Source organism: Nonomuraea endophytica, assembly GCF_014203235.1.
GTDB classification, from domain to species: Bacteria; Actinomycetota; Actinomycetes; order Streptosporangiales; family Streptosporangiaceae; genus Nonomuraea; species Nonomuraea endophytica.
This window is the reverse complement of the sequence record NZ_JACHIN010000012.1, coordinates 121,193-141,815: the sequence shown is the minus strand read 5'-3', so window position 1 is coordinate 141,815 and position 20,623 is coordinate 121,193. Positions and strand designations below refer to the sequence as shown.

Annotated in this window: 20 protein-coding genes; 13 read left to right on the top strand and 7 right to left on the bottom strand. The window is 71.4% G+C overall.

Features of this window, described 5'->3' with window-relative positions:
- Nucleotides 1-76 precede the first annotated feature (76 nt).
- Both HNR40_RS37090 and HNR40_RS37085 read left to right on the top strand, forming a co-directional pair.
- Nucleotides 77-565, top strand: coding sequence for a hypothetical protein (locus tag HNR40_RS37090; RefSeq protein ID WP_312896660.1), 489 nt, complete (start codon nt 77-79; stop codon nt 563-565).
- A complete protein-coding gene (locus tag HNR40_RS37085) occupies nt 540-1,376 on the top strand; it encodes an alpha/beta fold hydrolase (RefSeq protein WP_184969869.1) in 837 nt (278 codons plus the stop codon). The genes HNR40_RS37090 and HNR40_RS37085 overlap by 26 nt, the downstream gene beginning before the upstream one ends.
- A gap of 90 nt (nt 1,377-1,466) precedes the next feature.
- Here HNR40_RS37085 and HNR40_RS37080 read toward each other — a convergent pair whose 3' ends face one another.
- On the bottom strand, nt 1,467-2,714 hold the full coding sequence (locus HNR40_RS37080; RefSeq protein ID WP_184969867.1) for a threonine/serine exporter family protein: 1,248 nt from the start codon (nt 2,712-2,714) through the stop codon (nt 1,467-1,469).
- A gap of 96 nt (nt 2,715-2,810) precedes the next feature.
- Here HNR40_RS37080 and HNR40_RS37075 point away from each other — a divergent pair, with 96 nt between their 5' ends.
- Nucleotides 2,811-3,365 carry a DUF1269 domain-containing protein gene (locus HNR40_RS37075; RefSeq protein ID WP_184969865.1) on the top strand — a complete coding sequence of 185 codons (555 nt, stop codon included), beginning with the start codon at nt 2,811-2,813 and terminating at the stop codon, nt 3,363-3,365.
- A gap of 68 nt (nt 3,366-3,433) precedes the next feature.
- Here HNR40_RS37075 and HNR40_RS37070 read toward each other — a convergent pair whose 3' ends face one another.
- Nucleotides 3,434-4,345: an aldose 1-epimerase family protein gene (locus tag HNR40_RS37070; protein ID WP_184969863.1), complete on the bottom strand. Its 912-nt coding sequence runs from the start codon at nt 4,343-4,345 to the stop codon at nt 3,434-3,436.
- Nucleotides 4,346-4,480: 135 nt separating this feature from the next.
- Here HNR40_RS37070 and HNR40_RS57510 point away from each other — a divergent pair, with 135 nt between their 5' ends.
- The gene (locus HNR40_RS57510; protein ID WP_221341303.1) at nt 4,481-6,553 is read left to right on the top strand and encodes a sensor histidine kinase; all 2,073 of its coding nucleotides are present in this window, start codon (nt 4,481-4,483) and stop codon (nt 6,551-6,553) included.
- Here the strand turns inward: HNR40_RS57510 and HNR40_RS37060 are convergent.
- A complete protein-coding gene (locus tag HNR40_RS37060) occupies nt 6,440-7,048 on the bottom strand; it encodes a response regulator transcription factor (RefSeq protein ID WP_184969861.1) in 609 nt (202 codons plus the stop codon). The genes HNR40_RS57510 and HNR40_RS37060 overlap by 114 nt on opposite strands.
- Nucleotides 7,049-7,146: 98 nt before the next feature.
- Here HNR40_RS37060 and HNR40_RS37055 point away from each other — a divergent pair, with 98 nt between their 5' ends.
- Nucleotides 7,147-7,881, top strand: a complete 735-nt coding sequence (locus HNR40_RS37055) for an ABC transporter ATP-binding protein (RefSeq protein WP_184969859.1) — start codon at nt 7,147-7,149, stop codon at nt 7,879-7,881.
- Complete coding sequence (locus tag HNR40_RS37050) at nt 7,878-10,223, top strand: ABC transporter permease (RefSeq protein ID WP_184970296.1); 2,346 nt, start codon at nt 7,878-7,880, stop codon at nt 10,221-10,223. Before HNR40_RS37055 ends, HNR40_RS37050 begins: the two co-directional genes overlap by 4 nt.
- 44 nt (nt 10,224-10,267) lie before the next feature.
- Here the strand turns inward: HNR40_RS37050 and HNR40_RS37045 are convergent, their stop codons facing one another.
- Complete coding sequence (locus tag HNR40_RS37045) at nt 10,268-10,612, bottom strand: VOC family protein (RefSeq protein WP_184969857.1); 345 nt, start codon at nt 10,610-10,612, stop codon at nt 10,268-10,270.
- Between the two features lie 54 nt (nt 10,613-10,666).
- Complete coding sequence (locus HNR40_RS37040) at nt 10,667-11,119, bottom strand: winged helix-turn-helix transcriptional regulator (protein WP_184969855.1); 453 nt, start codon at nt 11,117-11,119, stop codon at nt 10,667-10,669.
- Nucleotides 11,120-11,215: 96 nt separating this feature from the next.
- Here HNR40_RS37040 and HNR40_RS37035 point away from each other — a divergent pair, with 96 nt between their 5' ends.
- The 7 genes from HNR40_RS37035 to HNR40_RS37005 all read left to right on the top strand — a co-directional run bounded on the left by HNR40_RS37035 (nt 11,216) and on the right by HNR40_RS37005 (nt 17,450).
- A complete protein-coding gene (locus HNR40_RS37035; protein WP_184969853.1) occupies nt 11,216-11,599 on the top strand; it encodes a TIGR03618 family F420-dependent PPOX class oxidoreductase in 384 nt (127 codons plus the stop codon).
- Between the two features lie 69 nt (nt 11,600-11,668).
- Complete coding sequence (locus tag HNR40_RS37030) at nt 11,669-13,969, top strand: hypothetical protein (protein ID WP_184969852.1); 2,301 nt, start codon at nt 11,669-11,671, stop codon at nt 13,967-13,969.
- Between the two features lie 92 nt (nt 13,970-14,061).
- Nucleotides 14,062-14,505 carry a DUF6325 family protein gene (locus tag HNR40_RS37025; protein WP_221341302.1) on the top strand — a complete coding sequence of 148 codons (444 nt, stop codon included), beginning with the start codon at nt 14,062-14,064 and terminating at the stop codon, nt 14,503-14,505.
- Nucleotides 14,502-14,846, top strand: coding sequence for an SHOCT domain-containing protein (locus HNR40_RS37020; RefSeq protein ID WP_221341301.1), 345 nt, complete (start codon nt 14,502-14,504; stop codon nt 14,844-14,846). The genes HNR40_RS37025 and HNR40_RS37020 overlap by 4 nt, the downstream gene beginning before the upstream one ends.
- Before the next feature lie 81 nt (nt 14,847-14,927).
- On the top strand, nt 14,928-16,151 hold the full coding sequence (locus HNR40_RS37015; protein ID WP_184969850.1) for an NAD(P)/FAD-dependent oxidoreductase: 1,224 nt from the start codon (nt 14,928-14,930) through the stop codon (nt 16,149-16,151).
- Nucleotides 16,152-16,267: 116 nt separating this feature from the next.
- Nucleotides 16,268-17,014 (top strand): SDR family oxidoreductase, encoded by a 747-nt coding sequence (locus tag HNR40_RS37010; RefSeq protein ID WP_184969848.1) that lies wholly within the window; start codon nt 16,268-16,270, stop codon nt 17,012-17,014.
- 22 nt (nt 17,015-17,036) lie between these two features.
- Nucleotides 17,037-17,450: a cupin domain-containing protein gene (locus HNR40_RS37005; protein WP_184969846.1), complete on the top strand. Its 414-nt coding sequence runs from the start codon at nt 17,037-17,039 to the stop codon at nt 17,448-17,450.
- Nucleotides 17,451-17,689: 239 nt separating this feature from the next.
- Here HNR40_RS37005 and HNR40_RS37000 read toward each other — a convergent pair whose 3' ends face one another.
- Nucleotides 17,690-18,910: a cytochrome P450 gene (locus HNR40_RS37000; RefSeq protein ID WP_184969845.1), complete on the bottom strand. Its 1,221-nt coding sequence runs from the start codon at nt 18,908-18,910 to the stop codon at nt 17,690-17,692.
- Nucleotides 18,911-18,934: 24 nt separating this feature from the next.
- Nucleotides 18,935-20,548, bottom strand: a complete 1,614-nt coding sequence (locus HNR40_RS36995; protein WP_184969842.1) for an FAD-dependent oxidoreductase — start codon at nt 20,546-20,548, stop codon at nt 18,935-18,937.
- Nucleotides 20,549-20,623: the final 75 nt, after the last annotated feature.

Below are 20,623 nucleotides of genomic sequence, written 5' to 3'. Positions count from 1 at the left end.
CTACGCAGTACTTGTACGAACGTGCCGATCTCGACTACTTGACATGAGAGAGCAAGTACTTGCTATCTTTCGTCAAGTGAGTACGCGCGAGCATGTGGAACTGGCCGGCGAGCTGTTCGGGCTGATCGAACGGCGCATCACCGACCCCCTGGAGATCCTGTTCGGCTCGTCCGACCAGGTGGACCCGGTCAGGGAACGGCTGAAGATCGAGGCCGAGGTCTGGGCCGCCCAGCTGATGGGCCCGGACGAGGGCCTCGCCGTACGCACGGCAGCACGGCTGATCGCCGCCGTCTTCCCCTCCGACGGCCCGTTCGACCCGGCCGACGAGTGGTGGGCCACCGCCTTCGGCCGGGTCGTGGCCAGGCGGGCGGGCCATCCGGGCAAGGAGGCGGTGCCGTTCGCGACCGCCGGAGCCATGCTCGGCATCACCCGGCAGGGAGTCCACGACCTCGTCAAACGCGCCAAGCTCGACCGCCACCCCGACGGCGGGGTCACCACGAAGTCGATCCGCGAACGCCTCAACCAACCGCAGGAGCGTCATGCCGCACGACGTCACCATTACTGACCACGTCATCCCGCTCGTCCTGCGCGACCACGGCGGGAACGGCCGGCCCGTCCTCCTGCTTCACGGCCTCGGCGGCACCCTCGAAGCCTGGGACACGCTGGACCTCGGCCCCGGCTACCGGCCCGTGGCCCTGGACCTGCGGGGTCACGGACTGTCCGGCGACGGCCCGTGGGAGTGGGACAGCGTGCTGGACGACCTCGAAGCCGTGGTGAAGCACCTCGACCTCGGCAACCCGGCGATCGTCGGCCACTCGCTGGGCGGGATGCTCGCCGTCCTGTGGGCCAGACGTCATCCCGAGTGCCCCGGGATCGTCAACCTCGACGGGCTGCGGTCGGCGGAGAACGACCCCGGCAACTACCCGGGCATGGACCCCGCGGCGCGGGACGAGGCGCTGGTCCAGCTCAAGGCCACGTTCGACGCGCAGTCCGCGAGCATGGGACGGCCGCTGCCCGTCGAGCTCCAGCCCATGTTCCCCGCCCGCGCCCGGGTGGAAAGGGACGGCGAGGTCTACGCCCGGCCCGGCGCCGACCTGCTCGAAGCGGTGCGGTACACCCCGGAGTTCCGCGACATCGTCCCTTTGCTGCGCGAGGTGACCTGCCCCGCCCTGATCGTCATCCCGACCCAGGACCCGTCCGGGACGCAGGGCGGGGAGCTGATGGCGGCGTTCCGCCGTGGTGTCCGCCGCGACCTCGCCGGCCTGCCGGAACACATCCAGGTCAAGGAGCTGGAGGCCGGCCACACCATGGTGACCGAGCGGCCCGAGACCATAGCCGCCCTGATCACCGAGTGGCTGCGGCCGAAGATGCCCTGACCACGAGGTGGCTGCGGCCGTAAATGCCCGGGTGGTTGCGGCCGTAAATGCCGTCGCGGCCCTGATGACCGGGAGGCCGCGGCTCGTAGGTCAGGTGGCGGAGCGGCCGCCCGCCGTGGTGCCGAGCACGACGCCGACGCCGATCGCCGCCGTGGTGACCAGCACCTCCTGCAGGGCGGCGAGCGTGCCGCCCTCGTGCCCGAGGCGCAGGATGGCCGTGGCGACCGCGGAGCCCGGCAGCAGCGCCGCCGAGATCCCCGGGATGATCACCGCGGTGGCCGGCAGTCGGCGTCTGCCGCCGATCCACGTGGCGGCGAAGCCGAGCGCGACGGCCGCCATCAGCACCGCCATCGGCGTGGTCATGGCCAGCTGGTCCAGGCAGATCCGCTTCACCGCCCCGGCCAGCATCCCCGCGCCGATCGCGACCGGCAGCAGCCCGGCCCCGCCACCGGCGAGCACGACGTTCCCCGCCGCCCCGACCGCCGCAGCCAGCAGCATCAGCGCGGGCGGGAGCGGCGCGAACTCCACCTCGACCAGCCCGTGTTCCAACGTCTGGGCGGCGGCGCCGAAGGAGTTGACGATGGCGATCCCGGCGAGCAGCGCGAACAGCGTCCTGATCACGATCACCGCACGGTACGCGGCGGTGAGCGGGTAGCCGAACACGGTGTCCTCGGTGAGCGAGACCACCGCGAGCACGGGCAGCAGCAGAACCAGGTTGGCCGCCACCGCCGCCGTCACCGTCGCGGGCGAGGCCCCGAGCCGGAAGACCGCGGCGCCGGTCCCCGCGATGATCATCGCCTGGCCGACGACGGCGTAGAAGGCCTGCAGGTTGGTCCGCGACAGCAGCCTGCCGCCCTGGTCGACCAGGAACCGCATCGCGGCGGCCACGAGCAGCCCGGAGGCGGGCCCGTCCGCCTGCAGGTAGACGGCCATGGCCAGGAACATCCCGCCGAGCAGCCGGGCCCAGTACGGGATGCGGAAGCGGGCCTTCATCCGCCGCTCCAGCTCCTTGAGCCCGTCGACCGGGTCGATCCGCCCGCGTACCAGGTCCTCGACCAGCCGGTAGACGACGCACAGCTTCGACAGGTCCCGGTCGTGGGTCACCGGGTTCACCCGCAGGACGGTGTAGGGCGGCTTGTGGTTCTGCCGGTACATCAGGTACAGGGACCGGCCGACCGGGTCGACGACCAGGCCGCGCAGCCCCAGCCGCCCGGCGACGGCGGTGAGCGCGGTGATGATCGCCCGGGTCTCCGAGCCCGCGGTGAACATCTCCTGGCCGAGCCGCGGCAGCAGTTGCATCGCCCGCTCGACTTCGCCGTCCGAGGGTTCGCGCGCCACATGGACGGGCGTTCCCGTCCACCGGCAAAGGCGATCTAGGGGAAGGCCATCCGGTATTTGACCTTCTGTGGATACTCGGGTGGGTACGGGCAGGACATGCCGGTTTCCCAGCTGACGGTCATCGCGGCCACGTACCAGGACGAGAGCGACGCCGTGGCCGACTACGCGGCGGCCAAGGAGCTCTACTCCGAATGGAACATCGCCGACAGCTACGACGCCGCCGTGCTCGCCAAGGACGAGGACGGCAGGGTGCGCATCGTGCGCAGGCACGAGCAGCCGGTCGTGCACGCGGGCGGCGCGGGGCTGCTCATCGGCCTCGCGGTCGGCGCCATAGCCGCGGTGTTCCCCGCCGTCACGCTGGGCGGCGGGCTGCTGGCCGGGGCGGTCGGCGGGGCGCTCATCGGGGCGATCACCGGGCACGTGGTGGCGGGCATGAGCCGCGCCGACCTCAAGGACCTGGGCGAGACCCTCGACGACTGCACGTGCGGCCTGGTGATCGTGGCGAGCGAGGACGTCTCGCTCCGGCTCGACGGGGCGCTGTCGCACTGCGACGGGCAGGTGGTCAGGGACCTGGCCCACGACAGCGACCGCCTCAAGGAGGACATCGAGCGGGCGATGGCGGACGCACGCTCCGAACCTCACCGCGGCTAGTCCGAGGTGCTCCCCCACGCACCGGTGAAGCGCTAGTCCGAGGTGCTCCCCCACGCACCGGTGAAGCGCTAGTCCGAGGTGATTCCCCACGTGCCGGTGAAGACGTCTCCTGGCTGGAGGACGACGAGGTCCGTACGGCTGGCGAAGGCGTTCGGCGGGCAGGTCATGGGCTCGGCGCCGAGGCCCCCGCGGCGTTCCGCGGCCGGCACGGAGTCGGCGGTGTAGAGCTCCAGCCACGGGTGGGCGCGGTCCGACCAGAGCGAGGTGGTGCGGGCGGACCCGGTCAGGTGGACCCAGGCCCGGCCGTCGGCGTCCCGCTCCAGGTCGGTGAACGCGCGGTCGATCCGCAGGTCGCCGAGGGCACGCGGGACGCGCAGATCGAACGGGGTGCCGTCGACGGGCTCGGCCGGGCCGCGCGGGATCATCATCGCGTCCACCGGCAGATGCCGGCGGCCGGGCGCCTGGACGGTGCAGCCGTCGATGGGCTCCCCCACGGTCAGGTAAGGGTGCGCGCCATGGCCGTACGGCGCCGCCGTCTCCCCGTCGTTGAGCGCGGTGACCCGGGTGGTCAGCCCGGACCCCGCGTCGAGCGTATACTCCGCCCGCAGCGCGAGCCGGAACGGGTAACCGGGGCTGCCGAGCAGCCTGCAGGTCAGCGCCACCGCCTCGGGTGTCTGGCTCTCCAGGCTCCAGGGCAGCCACCGGACCAGGCCGTGGATCGCGCAGTCGAACCGGGGCTCGGAGATGTCGAGCTGGAGTTCGTGCCCCTCCCAGGAGTATTGGCCACGCTCGATCCGGTTGGGCCACGGGATCAGCAGTTGCCCGAACGCGGCCGGGGCGACCTGCTGCGGGCCGTACGACAGGACGAGGTCCTGCCCGTCCAGGCGCAGGACGCGGAGCCCGGCCCCGGACTCGGTCACCACGGCGCTGAAGCCGCCGGCCGACAACGTGAACTGCCCACCGCTCACAGCAGAGTGCATGAGCCGTACATACCCTCACCACAAAACCGGAAATGACCGGAAAACCGCAAAGAAAACGGATATTTCCGACGTCCCACACCAGCCCCGCTGTGCCCGATTGCGGGGGTTACGCGAAGTTTCTCCTAAGCTTCCCAGGTGGCGAAACGGGCATGGATTCTGGTCATCGCGGCACTGGCGAGCTTCGCGAGCATCTACGTGGCGGCGGGCTCCTGGCTGGCCGTGGTGGTCTGCGTGGCGCAAATGGCGTTCGTCCGGTGGCGGCACTGGCCGATCCTGGCCGTGGTCGTGCTCAGCTCGTACGCGGCGGTGCTGGGGTTCGGCACCTCGGTCGGCATCCTCGGCTTCGCCGGCGGCGCGCTGCTGCTGACCAGGCTGCGCCCGCTCGCGGTGCTGGTCGTGGGCAGCGCGGCGGTGCTGGGCAACGCCGACGGCGCGATCAGCGCGATGCTGATCTCCCTGGTCGTCTACGGGCTCACGACGCTGATCCGGCAGGTCGAGGAGATCACCGCGACCCGACTGGCGCTGGCGATGTCCGCGGCGGCCGAGGAACGGCTGCGCATCGCCGCCGAGCTGAACCAGGGCCTGGGCCGGGCGCTGGCCACGATCGCGGCGGGGGCCCACGCGGGCGACCCGCAGGCGGAGACGGCCCGCGCCTCGCTGGCCGAGGCGAGGGCGGCGGCGGCCGGGTACCGGGCGATGTCCCTGGCCCCGGAGATCACCACGGCCAGGGCGATGCTGTCCTCGGCCGGGATCGCCGCGGAGGTACGCGTCGGCCACGAGGAGCCTCTTGGCCCGGCTGGCGCCCTGCTGGCGGCGGTGCTGCGTGAGGCGGTCACCGACGTTCTGCGGCAGGCCGCGGCGAGCCTCTGCGTGATCGAGACCGCCTGGGCAAACGGCCGGGTCTCCCTGCGGGTGACCAGCGACGGCGCGCGCACCGCCGACGACGCCTTCCTGGACGATCTGCCCGCCCGGGTCGAGGAGGCGGGCGGCAGGCTGGTCACCCGGCTGACCGACGAGGGCCGGCTGAGCGTGGAGGCGACCCTGCCCGACCTGGGCAGGCCGCGTGCCGACAACGACTCGTACCGGCTGTCGATGGTGCTGGCCGGCGCCGTCGTGCTCGGGTTCGTGGCCAAGGGGCTGATGCAGACGCCCGCCCACCTGCTGGCACCGGCCGCCGCGCTCCTGGCCGCGATCGTGGCGCTGCAGCTGACCTCGGTGAAGGGCCGCCACATGGGCCGGCTGGCGGTGCTGACCGCGCTGACCTATCTCCCGTTGCCGTTGCTGGGCCGTAGCTGGCTGGGCGTGCTGGGGTTCCTGGCCGGGCCGGTGCTGCTGTCGTTCTCCTGGAGGGTGGCGGTGCCGCTGGCCGGGCTCGTCGCGGCCAGCGCCGGGGTGGCGGGCCACCTGCTGGGCCTGCCGGTCCCGGCGCAGGTCAACTACACGCTGAGCACGCTGGTGACCGCCATGGTCCTCTACGGCCTGATCAAGCTGGCCCAGATCATCAAGGAGTCACGCGACTCCCGCGACGCCCTGGCCCGCGCCGCCGTCGTCGAGGAGCGGCTGCGCGCCGCCCGCGACCTGCACGACCTGCTCGGCCATAGCCTGGCCGCCATCCTCATCAAGTGCGAGCTGGCCCGCCGCCTCGGCAACCCGGAGAGCGAGCTGCGCGACATCGCCGAACTGGCCGAACGCGCCCAGGCCGACCTGCGCTCGGTCTCCGGCGACCACCTCGACCTGGCGCTGCCCGCCGAGGCCGGCAACGCCCGCGCGGTGCTGACCGCCGCGGGCATCGAGGTCGCCGTCGAGCTGTCCCACCCGCCGCTGCCGGCCGCCGCCGAGACCGTGCTGAGCACCGTCCTCAGAGAGGCGGTCACGAACGTGCTCCGGCACAGCACCGCACGCCACTGCACCGTCACCACCACCACCGACGGCCACCAGGTACGGCTCCGCGTCCGCAACGACGGCGTCAACGACGGCCCGATCCGCCGGGGCTCGGCCGGGATCGGCAACCTCACCACCCGCCTGGCCGCCCTCGGCGGCACCCTGTCCACCACGCGGGAGGACGGCTGGTTCACCCTGGAGGCGGCGCTCCCGTCAGATCCAGCCGGACTCGCTCGCGATGCGGACGGCGTCGGTGCGGTTGCGGGCGTTGAGCTTGGCCACGATCGCCGTCAGGTAGTTGCGGACGGTGCCCGCGGTCAGGTGTAGCCGGGACGCCACCTCGGTGGCCTCCGCCCCACCGGCGACCAGGCGCAGCACGTCGACCTCGCGCTGGGTGAGCGGGTTGTCGGCCAGGTCCCAGGCGGTCACGGCCAGCGAGGGGTCCAGGACGCGCCCGCCTCCGGCCACCGTGCGGATGGCGGCGGTCAGCTCCTCGGGCGGCGCCGTCTTCAGCAGGAACCCGTCGACCTGGGAGGCCAGGGCACGGCGCAGGTGGCCGGGCTTGCCGTACCCGGTGAGCATGAGGGTGCGGCAGGAAGGCAGCTTCTCGCAGATCTTGGCGGCGGCGTCCAGTCCGTCGATGGCGCCGGGCATGTCGATGTCGAGCACGGCCACGTCCGGCCGGTGAACGAGCGCGGCGGCGACGGCGGCGTCCCCCGACTCGACCGCCTCGACGATCTCCAGGTCATCCTCGAGCCCGAGCAACGCGACCAGGGCGCCCCTGATGACGTGCTGGTCCTCGGCCAGAAGTACGCGAATCACGGGGTCATGTCTATCAGTGTCCGCTTTATGACGAGGTCATGGTCGCCCGGTGAGCACGTCTCTGTCCTGCGGGAACGCCCGCCAGCAGGCTTGGAGGCATGACAGAAGTGGTGCGGTTGGACGCGGTGAGCAAGGTGTACGGCAAAGGGCAGAACGCGGTGGCTGCCCTGCGCGAGGTGTCGGCAGGCATCCCGCGCGGCAGCTTCACCGCGGTGATGGGCCCGTCGGGCTCGGGCAAGAGCACGTTCCTGCACTGCGCGGCGGGCCTGGACGTCCCGTCCTCGGGTTCGGTACGGCTCGGCGGCACCGAACTGGCCGGCATGAGCGAGACCGCCCTGACCGAGCTGCGCCGGGGCCGGGTGGGCTTCGTCTTCCAGGCGTTCAACCTGGTCTCCTCGCTGACCGTGCTGGAGAACATCACGTTGCCGCTGCGCCTGTCCGGTGAGAAGGCCGACGCCGCGTGGCTGGCCGAGATCGTGCGCCGGGTGGGCCTGGACGGGCGTACCGGTCACCTGCCGGCCCAGTTGTCCGGCGGCCAGCAGCAGCGGGTGGCCATCGCCCGCGCCCTGGTGGTGCGCCCCGAGGTGGTTTTCGGCGACGAGCCGACCGGCGCCCTGGACACGATGACCGCCCGCGATGTGCTGGTGCTGCTGCGCGAGGTGGTCTCGGCCCTGGGCCAGACCGTGGTGATGGTCACCCACGACCCGGTCGCCGCCTCCTACGCCGACACCGTCCTGTTCCTGGCCGACGGCCGGATCGCCGACTCGATGACCGCGCCCACCGCCGACAAGGTGGCCGAGCGCATGACCAGGCTGGGAGCGTGGAAGCGATGATCTCGCTGGCGTGGAAGACCCTCCGGCACCGCAAGGCCGGGTTCGCGGGCGCGTTCGTCGCCCTGTTCTGCGCCGCCGCCCTGGTGACGGCGTGCGGCATGCTGCTGGAGACGGGCCTGCGCGGCGCGCTGGCCCCGGAGCGCTACGCGGGGGCGCCGGTCATCGTGGCCGGTGACCAGTTCGAGCGCCGCGTCGTCGACAAGGGCGAGGGCGAGACCAAGGTCAAGGCCAAGGCGCTGTCGGAGCTGCGCTGGATCCCCGAGAACCTGGCCGCCGGCCTGGCCGCCGCGCCCGGCGTGGAGAAGGTCGTCACCGAGGTCACCTTCCCTGCCGGGGACGCGCTCGGCCATGGCTGGGAGTCGGCGGCGCTCACGCCGTTCACGCTGAAGAGCGGCCGCGCGCCGGAGAAGGCGGGCGAGGTCGTCGTGGACGCGAGCTTCCGCGGCGAGTCCTTCACCGCCTCCGGCCGGACCTACCGCGTCGTCGGCGTCACCCACCAGGCCCTGCCCAGTCAGCGGACCGTCTTCTTCAGCACCGCCGAGGCCCGCCGGCTGGCCGGGCGGCCCGGCCTGGTCAGCGCGATCGGGGTCTTCCCTCAGGTCCCGGTCACGGTCAAGGGCGCGATCGCCTACACGGGCGACGAGCGCGGCGCGGTGGAGTTCCGCGACGGCGACAACGCCCGCATCAAGCTGATCAGCATGGGCGGCGCGATGGGCGGCACCTCGCTGCTGGTGGCGATCCTGGTCGTGGTCGGCACGTTCGCGCTCTCCATCCAGCAGCGCCAGCGCGAACTCGCCCTGCTGCGGGCCGTCGCGGCCACCCCCCGGCAGATCCGCCGGATGCTCGGCGGCGAGGCGCTCGCCGTCAGCGCCATGGCCGGGGTGCTCGGGGCGGGGGCCGGGATCATGCTCGGGTTCTGGCTGCGCGGGCGGTTCGTGGCCCTGGGCGCGATGCCGGACAATCTGCACCTGGTCCTCAGCCCGTTCCCGATGGCGGCGGCTCTGCTGGCCACCGTCGCGGCGGCGTGGGCGGCGGCTCGCGTCTCGGCCCGCCGTACCTCCAAGATCCGGCCGGTCGAGGCGCTGGGTGAGGCGGCGCTGGAGAAGCCGGGACTGCCGGTGGGCCGCCTGATCGCCGGGCTGGTCGTGCTGGCGGGCAGCGTCGTGCTGACGATCCTGCTGACCACCCTGGACACCGAGGCCGCGGCCGGCCCCGTCACCATGCTCACCGCGCTCGCCTGGACGCTGGCCGTCTCCCTGCTGGCCCCGCTCATCGCCCGCGCCGTCACCGCGCTGCCCCTGCGCGGCCCCGGCGCCGGCGGCTACCTGGCCGCCCGCAACCTGCGCGCCGGCACCAAGCGCATGTCCTCGGTGATCACGCCGCTCAGCCTGATGATCGCCATGACCTGCACCATCCTGTTCGTCCAGACCACGCTGGGCGCCGCCGCCCACGACCAGGCCGTCGCGGGGGTCAAGGCCGAGACGGTGCTCGGCCCCGGCGCCTCCGCCACCGCCGCCCGCGAGGTGCCCGGCGTGCGCGCCGTCACCGAGGTGCTGCGCACCTCCGTCAGAGTCGACCTTGAGCGGTACGGCGCGCAGGCCGTCACCCCGCGAGGCCTCGACCAGACCATGGACCTCGGCGTGGTCGCCGGCTCGATGGCGAGCTTCGGCGAGAAGTCGGTGGCGCTCAGCACCAAGGCAGCCGGCTGGTTCGGCGTCGCGGTCGGCGACCGGCTGGCGCTCACGCTCGGCGACGGCACCCCGGCCGAGCTGACCGTCGCCGCCGTCTACACGCGCGGCATGGGCTTCGGCGAGCTGACGCTGCCGCACGCGCTGGTCTCCAAGCACGTGGACGACCCGCGCGGCACCCTCCTGGTCGCGGGCGGCGACCGGGCAGCGCTGTCCGAGGCGGGCCCCCTCCTGTCCCCCGCCGGAAACTCCTCCTCCGGCGGCGCGGCCGTCAACTACGTGGCCATGGGCCTGATCATCGCCTTCTGCGCCATCGCGGTCGTGAACACGCTGGCCATGTCCACCTCGGCCCGCTCCCGTGAGATGGCGCTCCTGCGCCTGGTCGGGACCACGCGGCGGCAGGTGCTCGGCATGCTTCGCCAGGAGACGGCCGGCGCCGTGCTGGTCTCGGTGGTGCTGGGCACGCTGATCTCGGCGATCACGCTGTCCGCCGCCAGCCTGGGCATGACCGGCTCGCTGATGCCGTCGGTGCCGCCGCTGGGCTACCTGGGCGTGATCGCCGGGGTGGCGGCGCTGGCCCTGGCCGCCACCGCGATCCCGGCCCGGCTGGCCCTCAGGGAGCACCCGGCCGAGGCGATCGGCGGCCGCGAATAGCCGCACACGTGACGCCCCCGGCCTCCGATGAGGCCGGGGGCCGTTCACTCGGCGGGGGCCTGCGCGAGGGACAGGCTGTTGCCGTCGGGGTCGAGGACGTCCACGTGCCGGACCCCGTTGCTGTAGGTCTCCACGGGATCGTGCTCGATGCCGTGGGCGGCCAGCCGGGCCAGGATGTCGTCCAGGTCGGTCACCCCGAACGTGATCATGGTGCCGCCCACCCGCGCGGCCCGCACCTGCCGGTCGTCGAGGACGACCCAGGCGTTCTCCCCGACCTGCCACAGCAGCTCAGCCCCGATGATCTCGTCCGCCGGCCGCCCGAAGAACGCCTCGAACCACTTGCGCGACACTTCCAGGTCACTCGCGCACACGACGCTGTAGAGGTCCACCTGACCCGCTCCTTCCGATCGTCTCGACAGTGAGACCCGTCCCGAGGGCAAGACTCATCGGTCCGCGCCCGGCCCGGGGAGAAGGTCCACGTCGCCGGCGTGCATCGGCTCGCCGCAGTGGGCGCAGCGCAGGTCGACCCGGCTGATCTCGCCGCAGGCGTGGTGACGGTAGAGCACCGGCGGCCCGGCCTCGCCCGCCAGCCACCTGTCTCCCCACCCGGCCATGACCATGAGCACGTCGACCAGCTCGATCCCCTTGGCCGTCAGGTGGTATTCGTGGCGCGGCCGCTGGTCGTAGGGGCGGCGTTCGAGGACGCCGTGGTCGACCAGGTGGTTGAGCCGCTCGGTCAGCACCTTGCGCGAGATGCCGAGGTCAGCCTGGAGCTGCTCGAACCGGGTGAAGCCCGCCCAGACGTCGCGCAGGATCAGCGGCGACCACGGCTCTCCGATCACGTCGAGGGTACGCGCGATGGAGCAGGCCATGTCCCCGAACTTGGTGCGTTGCATGACATCAGTCTACCGATTTGAGTTCCCTAAAGGAACTCTAGCTGTTATGGTCATAGAGTCTCTTGAGGGAACCCAAATCGCTGACAGGAGCAGAAGATGCTGAACCCCGACGTACGCCGCGCCTTCGACAGCACCTCCGTCGCCCACCTGGCCACCGTCCTGCCGGACGGCTCGCCGCACACCGTCCCGCTCTGGGTCGCCACCCACGGCGACCGGATCGTCTTCCTCACCGGCCCGAACTCCCGCAAGGCCCGCAACCTGCACCGCGACCCTCGGGTGGCGCTGTCCATGGCGCCCATCGACAACCCGTTCCAGCCGGTCATCGTGCGCGGCCGGGTCGTCGAATGGCTCGACGGCGACGCCGCCTGGGAGATCATCGACCGGATCTCGATGAAGTACATCGGCCAGCCGTACCCCAGGGAGGAAGAGCGCGTCGTCGGCGTCATCGAGCCCGAGCGGCAGACCGTGGGCGTCGGCTGACGCCTTGATCGCTTCATGGCCGCTGGATAGGTTGGGGCGCTTTTACTGATGCGCCCCCCAAGGATGGCCATGCGTCGCTACCGGTTCGGCATGATCGCGGCCCTGCTCGCGCTCGGCTTTCTCGCCCTGGTCGTGGTGCTGTGCGCCTTCACGCTGGCCGATCCGGGCAACGTTCTCCTGTGGAAAGTCGTCACCCGCGACACGTTCACCGACGAGCTCTTCGAGTCCGGCATTCCGTGGGGGCTGACGCTCGCCCTGGGTCTCATCGGGGTACTCCAGGCGTGGGCCCTGTGGCAGGTGCTGCGCGGACGGGCCCGCGGCGAGCTGACGGCGCGGGGCAGGAAGGTCGGCCTGCTGCGGCTGGCCCTCTACCTCAGCGTCGGCATCAGCCTGGTCGACATCGCCAGTGTCCCGCTGATCGTCACCTGGGAGGTCTACTGGGTCTGGTACGCGTCGGCGATCGTCTCCGGCCTCCTGCAGCTGGCCGTCACGTGGCTGTTCTTCCTGGTGCTGCGTGACACGGCTTCTCTCGGGCTGCGGCTGTTCTCGCTGGTCACCGGGGTCATCGTCGGCGTGCTCGGCATCGGTCAGAGCATCGCGCAGGCTCTCTTCCTGGAGTACGTCACGCAGTTCCTCAACCTCGGCGGCATGTCCGGCTACCTCTGGCCGGCGTGGGCGGTGTCGATCCTGATCGCCCAGGGCAGGGACCCCCGCTGGAGTGCGGCGACCGTACGGGTCGGGGTCGTCGCGCAGGTGGTGTCCGTTCTCCAGCCCGCCGGGTCGGTGTCCTTCGGGTACTTCGGATACGAAATCCCGTTCATCATGGTGATCTATTCGCTGCTCTCCGCCGTGGGCGTCCTGGGGCTGGTGTGGGAGGCCAGGACCGCCCACGAGCTGGCCGGCCCCTTGCCTCGGGGCCCTTCTCCGGCGCCGGAGCGGTCGGCGGCCAGGCTGTGGCCGCTGGCCGTCGTGGCGATCGTGCTTCCGCTGGTCCCCGCCGCCGTCAACCTCGCGCAGGGCAGGTACCACTGGATCGGCCCCAGAGGCGCGATCGAGCAGTTCATCCGCCAGGACAGCGGGCACGCAGTGACCTGGCTCGGCCTGGACGTCTTCGTCGGCGTGGGCGGTCCCGCTCTGCTGATCCTTTTCGCGGTCCTGCGCCGGACCCGCCGTGCCGTACAGGTGACGTCGGTGTTGCTCGCCGCCGCCGCGGCCGTGGGGCTCGTCAGCGCGCTCACCAGCATGACGCCGGCGTCGGAAGAGTTCCGCTACGAAGGCACGCAGATCTACCCGGAGGGGATGTTCGCCCCGGGGCCGGGCAAGGAGATCTTCTTCGGCATCTCGCCGTTGTTCTACAGCGCTGCCCTGCTCTGCTCCGCGCTGATCCTGCGGTCGCTGTACCCGCTCGCGCCCGCTCCGCGCGCCCGCCGTCACGTGCTGCTGGCCGGGCTCGCCGCGGTGGTCGCGCTCGGCTTCGTGCCCGCCGCCGACCAGGCGCGCGGCCCGGTCACCACGGCCGAGGAATGCAACCCGTACCCGGGCGGGAGGATCCTGCCCGAAGGGCCGGAACTCACCCGCGACCAGCGCATCGTGTGCTCCCTCCGGCAGGGGAGCCTGATCAAGTTCGGCCCCGCCGCCTCCGACGCCGGGGTCCTCACCTACGCCCGCCGGTTGTGCGACATCTACACCCGCAACGATCCCCAGGAGGTCGCCCGGCTCAAGGCCGTGGACGGGCTGCAGCGCGATCACCTCGCCTACCCGCTCGCGGAGATCTGCCCCAGTGCGAAGGTCGTCGTCAAGGCAGCCGCCGCCGAGCAGGACCGGGAGTTCCAGGAGTGGGAGGCCGCGGCGCAGCGCATGTGCGACGCCACCCCGCGCCATCGCCCGCTGATCAAACCGGCCCACGCGACCCGCGTGAAAGAACCCCAGATGACCGACTACGGGGTCGTCGAGACCTACGAGCCGACCGGAGACGACCAGGACCCGGCCGACCTGCTGGACGAGGCCCAGGACGACGGCCTGGTGGCCTCCCTCCCCGGCAGCCTGATGGTCCTGACGGACCCCGACTTCGACATCTGCGTGACCGTGGAGACCTACACCCGCCGCCCGCCCGTGGAGACCAAGGGCTGGGACCACGTCGCCGAGGTCGGCTACGAGAGCCCCACCGGTGACATCGTGCTCAGGGACGATCTGAGCGGTACCGAGTTCCCCGACCTGTCGCTCAACGGCCGCGCTGGTCACTACCGGATCCGCGTGCACTACGACTGGTTCAAGGCGAAGGACGACCAGGAGGGCCAGCGCCTGCTGATCATCGCGTACCCGGGGAAGGAGAAGAAGCCGATCACCTACCGCAAGCCGCCCAGACGATGACTCCATGGCGAACGTTTGCCTCCCGCACGGGTTCCGCAAGAGAGCCATACGGGGAGGAGTCGATCGCAGAATTCGTCGGCAGAGGAGGGCTGATGGCCACGGTCATGAAGGCCGAGTCGGTGGGACCGGTGGATGTCGCCGTCATCACGTTCGGCGGGGAACGCTTCGACCCGGGCGTGGTGTCCGCGATCCGGGAGATCCAGGACAAGGGCACCGTCCGGGTCGTCGATCTCAGCTTCGTCCGCAAGTCGGCCGACGGGACCGTGTCGGCGGCCGAGGTCGCCGACACCGACGTCGCGGCCGAATACGCGGGCCTCGCCGACGAGGAGCTCGACCTCCTCAACGACGAGGACCTGCGACTGCTGGGCGACGCCCTCGATCCCGGTACGGCCGCGCTCGTCGTCGTCTGGGAGAACACGTGGGCCGCGCAGCTCGGCGCCGCCCTCCGGGCCTCCAGCAGCCGGGTCTCGACACTGGAGCGCATTCCCCGGCAGGTCGTCCTGGACGCCCTCGCGGCTCTGGAGGATGAGCGATGATGCTGCGACGCCGGGTGGGCAGGCCCGGTCTCATCGGCGCGATGGCGCGTACCGCGGTGATCACCGGTACGGCGACCGCGGTGAGCGGCGGCATCCAGCGCAGGCAGGCCAGGCGCATGGAGGAGCAGGAGGCGGCGGCCGCCGCCCAGCAGCAGTCGATGGTGGACCGCGCCACCGCCCAAGCCCAAGCGGATCGCGCGGCGCAAGCCCAGCCGCAGGCGCCCTCCACGGACCCGGCGGAACGGATGCGGTTGCTTCGGGAGCTCGGCCAGATGAAGGCGGACGGGCTGCTCACCGAGGAGGAGTTCGCCGCGGAGAAGGCCCGGATCCTGGCCTCCTGACCCAACCCTGTGCCCTGTCCAAGAGGGGTGACCAACACCGACAATCGGGCTGCCGCTCATAATCGCCAGGGAAAGGACGGGATGATGCCGCAGAGACCGAGGGTCGTGGTCGTGGGGGCCGGGTTCGCCGGGTTGGGCGCCACGAAGACGCTGGCCAAGACGGGGGCGTTGGTGACGCTGGTCGATCGCAACCCGTACTCGACCTTCCAGCCTCTTCTCTACCAGGTCGCCACGGCCGGGCTGGGCGCGTCCGACGTGACCTACCCGATCCGCACCTTCGCCGCCAAGTGGCCAAATGTCCGGACCCGTCAGGCCGCCCTGACCAAGGTGCTGCCGGACGAGCGGCGGGTGGAGTTCGAGGACGGCAGCGGCCTGGACTACGACTATCTCGTGCTGGCCACCGGCGTGACCACCAACTGGCTCGGCATCGACGGGGCCCGCGAGAACGCGCTGCCCATCTACTCGCTGCGCGACGCGGCCGCGCTGCGCGACCGGCTCGGGCGCCTCCTGGAGGACACGGCGCTCGGCCGCCGCAAGAGCACGCACGTCGTGGTGGTGGGGGCGGGCGCGACCGGGGTGGAGATGGCGGGCACGCTGGCGGAACTGCGCCGCCGTACCCTGCCGTTGACGCATCCCGAGATCAAGCCGGGACAGACCAGCGTGACGCTGGTGGAGCGGTTCGACTACGTGCTTTCGCCGTACAAGGCCCGGCTGCGGAACGCGGCCGCGGCGGCGCTGCGCAAACGCGGGGTGAAGCTGCGACTGGGATGCACGGTCGCGGCCGTGGAGCCGGACGCCGTGGTGCTGAACGACGGCACGCGGCTGCCGAGCGACCTGACCGTGTGGGCGCTCGGCGTGACCGCGCCCACGCAGGTCGCCGACTGGGGCCTGCCGCAGGGCAGCGGCGGCCGGGTCTCACTCACCGAGGCGCTGAACGTGCCGGAGCACCCGGAGATCTTCGTGGCCGGCGACCTTTCCGGACCGCCCACGTCCCAGCCACAGCTCGCCCAGCCCGCGATCCAGATGGGCGCACACGTCGGCAGGCAGATCGCCGCGGCCATGCGGGGCGAGCCGGCGCGGCCGTTCTCCTACGACGACCCGGGGATCATGGCCACCGTGGGCAAGGCCCAGGCCGTGCTGCAACTCCCCAACGGGCTGACCATGCACGGGCTCCCCGCCTGGCTGGTGTGGATCTTCGTGCACCTGGCGTACCTGCTGGGCGGCCGCAACCGCGCCAGCGTGCTGCTCAACTTCCTCTGGCGGTACGCCGGGCCGCGCCGCAGCGCCACCAGCGTCTCCCAGTGATGCCGTCCCGCGCGAGGAATTTCTGCGACGTTGTCACAAGCCCGGGGGGCTGCCTGTCTTAGCTGGCGACCGGGTGACACACGAGGTGCCCCGGCGTACACGCGAGGGGGCTTGTGATGAAGGTCGTGGTCATCGGTGGTACCGGACTGATCGGCTCGAAGGTCGTGACCAAGCTGGGCGAGCACGGTCACGAGGCGGTGGCGGCCTCGCCGAACACCGGTGTCAACACGCTCACCGGGGAAGGGCTGGCCGAGGTGCTGGCGGGCGCGCAGGTGGTGGTCGACGTGTCGAACTCGCCGTCCTTCGAGCCCGCCAAGGTGATGGAGTTCTTCGAGACCTCCACCGGGAACCTGCTGGCGGCCGAGGCGGCGGCCGGCGTCGGCCACCACGTCGCGCTCTCGGTGGTGGGCACCGAGCGGATGCCGGACAACGGGTACTTCGCTGCGAAGATCGCTCAGGAGCAGTTGATCGAGAAGTCCGGGATCCCGTTCTCGCTGGTGCACGCGACACAGTTCTTCGAGTTCGTCCGGAACATCGCCGACACCGCCACCGAGGACGGCAAGGTACGGATCGCGCCGGTGCAGTTCCAGCCCATCGCGGCTGAAGAGGTGGCGCAGGCGGTGGGCAGGGCCGCGGTGGGCGCGCCGCTGAACGGCCGGACCGAGGTCGCCGGGCCCACGCGCTACCAGATGGACGAGTTCTTCCGTAAGGCGCTGGACGCCTGGGACGACCCCCGCGAGGTGGTCACCGACCCGCGGGCGCAGTACTTCGGCAGCGTGCCCGGCGAGCGGACGCTGGTGCCCGACGAGGGGGCCACGCTGGGCACGATCACGTACCGCGATTGGCTCGCTACCAACAAGTAGTCGCAGGAAAGGTGACCGCGAGATGGAATCCAAGCCGAGATCGACCGCCTGGCAGTCGGCCCTCACCATGCTGCAGGAGGCCAAGCCGCCGTTCATCCCGCCGGACGCGCACGCGATGACGGTAGTGATCGAATACCCGCCCGGCGACCCCGGGACGCCGCCGCACCGCCACTCAGGACCCGCGTTCGGCCTGGTGCTGGAGGGCGAGATGCTGCTGGAGATCGAGGGCGAGCCGGAGCGGGTCGTACACGCCGGCGAGGCCTTCTGGGAGCCGGGCGGCGACGTCATCCACTACCAGGACGGCAACAACCGCGACGACGTCCGGGTGCGCTTCACCGTCACGATGCTGTGCGAGCCCGGCAAGCCGATGCTCACGCTGGTGGACGAGGAAGAACTCGCCCAACGCCGGTCCCGCCGCGCCCCGCGCCCATCCTGACCTCCCCCGCGTTCGCGCGGCTGATCCAAAAGGTCAGCCGCGCCCGGACCCACACCCCCTCGATAGGGCGACCCCGTGATCAACAAGCCGCCCGGATTACCGTTCCTGGTCGTCTTCTCAGCGGCCTCAGCCGTTCTTCGTCAAAAGCCCCAGCCTTGATAAGAGGTGCCAATGACGGCGGCAGCCACCTGAAGGGCCACTGGTACAGCTACAGGTGGGAGTACGACTGGTGAGAAAGGTCAGTCTCCCTGGTACGGCAGGACGTCGTCGTAGGCGATGACCAGGTGGCGTGGCCCGCGCAGGGTTGAGCTGGGGCGGTATGGGGGTGGGTCGGTCACCAGGCGGGGGTTCACCAGGCGTTTGGCGAGCTGGCGGAGGGCGATCTGGGCTTCCAGGCGCGCCAGTGGGGCGCCGAAGCAGTTGTGGATGCCGCCGCCGAACCCGAGGTGCTGGATGTAGGGGCGGTCCGGGTCGAAGCGGTCGGGGTCGTGCACGTGCGCGGGGTCGCGGCTGCCCGAGGCGAGGGCGAGGATGATGCTCGATCCCCTGGGGATGGTGACGTCGGCGACCGTGATGTCGTCGAGGGCCACGCGCTGGGGCAGGAAGTGCACGGGCGGCTCGAAGCGCAGCAGTTCCTCGACGGCGCCGATGACCAGGTCGGGCTCTTCGCGCAGCCGTTCGAGCATGCCGGGGTTGCGCAGGAGGGTCAGCATGCCGTTGGTGATCAGGTTGACCGTGGTCTCGTGCCCGGCGATCAACAGCAGGACCGCGGTCGTCATGACCTCGGTCTCCGACATGGACCCTTCGGGGCCGTGGTAGGTGACGAGCCCGGACAGCAGGTCGTGGCGCGGGTTCTCGCGGCGGGACTGGGCGAGTTCGCCCAGGTAGCCCGCCAGCGCGAGCCCGGCTGACTGGCGGCGGCGGGTCCGTTCCTCCACGCTGCCCTCGCCGGGACCGAGGGTTTCGACGATCTCGTCGGCCCAGACGTGGAAGCGGGACTCGTCCTCGCGCGGGACGCCGAGCAGGCGGCAGATGACCGTGACGGGGAACGGGTAGGCGACGTCGTCGACGATGTCGGCCTGGTTCCTGCCGGCGATGCCGTCGATCAGGTCCTTGACGAGCTCGTGCAGTTCGCCGCGCATGCTCTCGACCACGAGCGGGGAGTGCGGCGGGCCGAAGTGGCGCATCGTCAGCCCTCTGAGCCGGTCGTGCTCGGGCGGGTCGACGCGGATGAACGAGGGCGGCAGCTGTTCGGTGGCCGGCGGGTGGGCCAGGTTCCGGCTGTCCGAGCTGACGCGCGGGTCGTGCAGCAGCGCGACGATGTGCTCGTAGGTGTTGACGACGTAGGCGCCGTCATCCAGCCTCACCACGGGCGTCTGGCGGAGCTCGGCGTACAGCGTGTACGGGTCCGCCCTGTTGTCGAACTCATGGATCTGGTCGTAGATGCGTGCCGGCTCCACGGATGTGCCCCCGTCTGGTCGTCGTTACTGGTGCCGGACGAGCGTGACGCGCCGCTCGGCCGGGTCGTGGCCGGTCACCACCACGGTCGCGCCCTCGGCGGGCGTCAGTCGCGGGGGTCCTTCAGCGGGTACGGCCAGCAGTTCGTCCGGCCTGCCGACCATCTGGAAGTCGGGCGGGAACGGCGCCGCCCGCTGGATGAGGTCACGGTAGAAGTCCAGCCACATCGCCTGGTCGAAGGTGACGGCTGCGGTGATCCTGCCGCGGTAGCCGTACACGGCGACGAAGCGGCGCTCCTCCACGGAGCCCTGCGCGATGACGAGTTCGTCGGCGATGGTCGGCACGCCGACGGACTTGATGTTGACGCCGAACTGGTTGGACCAGAACACCGGCAGCGACAGGTGCGGCCAGCGGTGCGCCTGGTCGCTGAGCATGTTGTGGGCGGCGATCTCGGCCTGGGCCACGGCGTTGCCCCAGTGTTCGAGCGCCATGAACTGGTAGTGGTACACCGGGTGCGGGAAGCGGGCCACGTCACCGGCGACGAACACGTCATCGGTGACCAGCCCGTTGATGTCGACGGCGCGGCAGCCGGCGTCGGTGGCCACTCCCCAGGGTCCGGCCGCCAGGCCCGAACCGGCCAGCCATTCGATGTTGCGCACCGCGCCGAGCGCGACCACCACCAGGTCGGCCTCGACCGTGGAGCCGTCCGACAGCCTGGCCCCGCGCACCCGGCCGTCGGCGTCGCCGTCCAGCGCCTCGACCTTGATCCCGCAGCGCAGGTCCACGCCGGCATCGCGCTGCATGCGGGCGGCGACCTCGCCGATGACCTTGCCGAGCGCGCCGGCGAGCGGGGCCGGGCCCGCCTCCACGACGGTCACGTCCAGGTCGAGGTCGCGGCAGACCGAGGCGACCTCCGATCCGGTGAACCCGGCCCCGATGATCAGCACCCGCCGGACGCCCGCGGCCAGCCGTTCCCTGATCCGGTGCGCGTCGTCCAGCGTACGCAGCACGTGCACCCCGTCGAGGGCGGCCTCCTGCTCGTTCGGCCACGGCCTGGCCCGCACACCGGTGGCGATCAGCACCTTGTCGAAGTCGATCTGCCTGCCGTCGGCCAGCCGTACCTGCTTGGCGGCCAGGTCCAGGCCGGTGGCGGGCGTGCCGGAGAGGAACTCGACCTCGATCTCGCGCAGGTGGGGCAGCGCGGTGTGCTCGACGGTGATCGTGCCGGTCAGCACCTGTTTGGACAGCGGCGGCCGGTCGTAAGGCTCGTAAAGCTCGTCGCCGATCAGCGTCAGCCTGCCCTTGAACCCGTCCCGGCGCAGGACGCCCGCCGCCCGGCCACCGGCCAGCGAGGCGCCGACGATGACGATGTGGCCGTCGCGCTTGAACGCGTCGTCGCCGTGCGAGGTGGCGTAGCTCAGCTCCGGCTCCCTGGTCCGGTGCTGGGTGGCCATCCTGTCGATGTGGATGGCCTGCACCGGACAGGCCGCGGCGGCCTGCAGCACCCGTTCCCGCTGGGCGGCCTCGGGGTCGGGGTCGTACATGAGCGCCTCCTGGCCGTGCATCGTGAACACGTCCGGCGCCATGAACGCGCACTGCCCGTACCCCTGACAGCGCGTGAGGTCCACGACAACTCTCACAACCACACCCCCCGTCGATCCGGTACGGCACACGCCGCCAGGCTGATGTACCCGGCTCTTTCTCGTGGATAAGCG

Coding starts and splice junctions, on each gene's coding strand:
- HNR40_RS37085 (WP_184969869.1), top strand. CDS start 540: ATGCCGCACGACGTCACCATTACTGACCACGTCATCCCGCTCGTCCTG.
- HNR40_RS37035 (WP_184969853.1), top strand. CDS start 11,216: ATGCTGAACCCCGACGTACGCCGCGCCTTCGACAGCACCTCCGTCGCC.
- HNR40_RS37070 (WP_184969863.1), bottom strand. CDS start 4,345: ATGCACTCTGCTGTGAGCGGTGGGCAGTTCACGTTGTCGGCCGGCGGC.
- HNR40_RS37050 (WP_184970296.1), top strand. CDS start 7,878: ATGATCTCGCTGGCGTGGAAGACCCTCCGGCACCGCAAGGCCGGGTTC.
- HNR40_RS37010 (WP_184969848.1), top strand. CDS start 16,268: ATGAAGGTCGTGGTCATCGGTGGTACCGGACTGATCGGCTCGAAGGTC.
- HNR40_RS37025 (WP_221341302.1), top strand. CDS start 14,062: ATGGCCACGGTCATGAAGGCCGAGTCGGTGGGACCGGTGGATGTCGCC.
- HNR40_RS37020 (WP_221341301.1), top strand. CDS start 14,502: ATGATGCTGCGACGCCGGGTGGGCAGGCCCGGTCTCATCGGCGCGATG.
- HNR40_RS37005 (WP_184969846.1), top strand. CDS start 17,037: ATGGAATCCAAGCCGAGATCGACCGCCTGGCAGTCGGCCCTCACCATG.
- HNR40_RS37075 (WP_184969865.1), top strand. CDS start 2,811: ATGCCGGTTTCCCAGCTGACGGTCATCGCGGCCACGTACCAGGACGAG.
- HNR40_RS37040 (WP_184969855.1), bottom strand. CDS start 11,119: ATGCAACGCACCAAGTTCGGGGACATGGCCTGCTCCATCGCGCGTACC.
- HNR40_RS37030 (WP_184969852.1), top strand. CDS start 11,669: ATGCGTCGCTACCGGTTCGGCATGATCGCGGCCCTGCTCGCGCTCGGC.
- HNR40_RS37015 (WP_184969850.1), top strand. CDS start 14,928: ATGATGCCGCAGAGACCGAGGGTCGTGGTCGTGGGGGCCGGGTTCGCC.
- HNR40_RS37055 (WP_184969859.1), top strand. CDS start 7,147: ATGACAGAAGTGGTGCGGTTGGACGCGGTGAGCAAGGTGTACGGCAAA.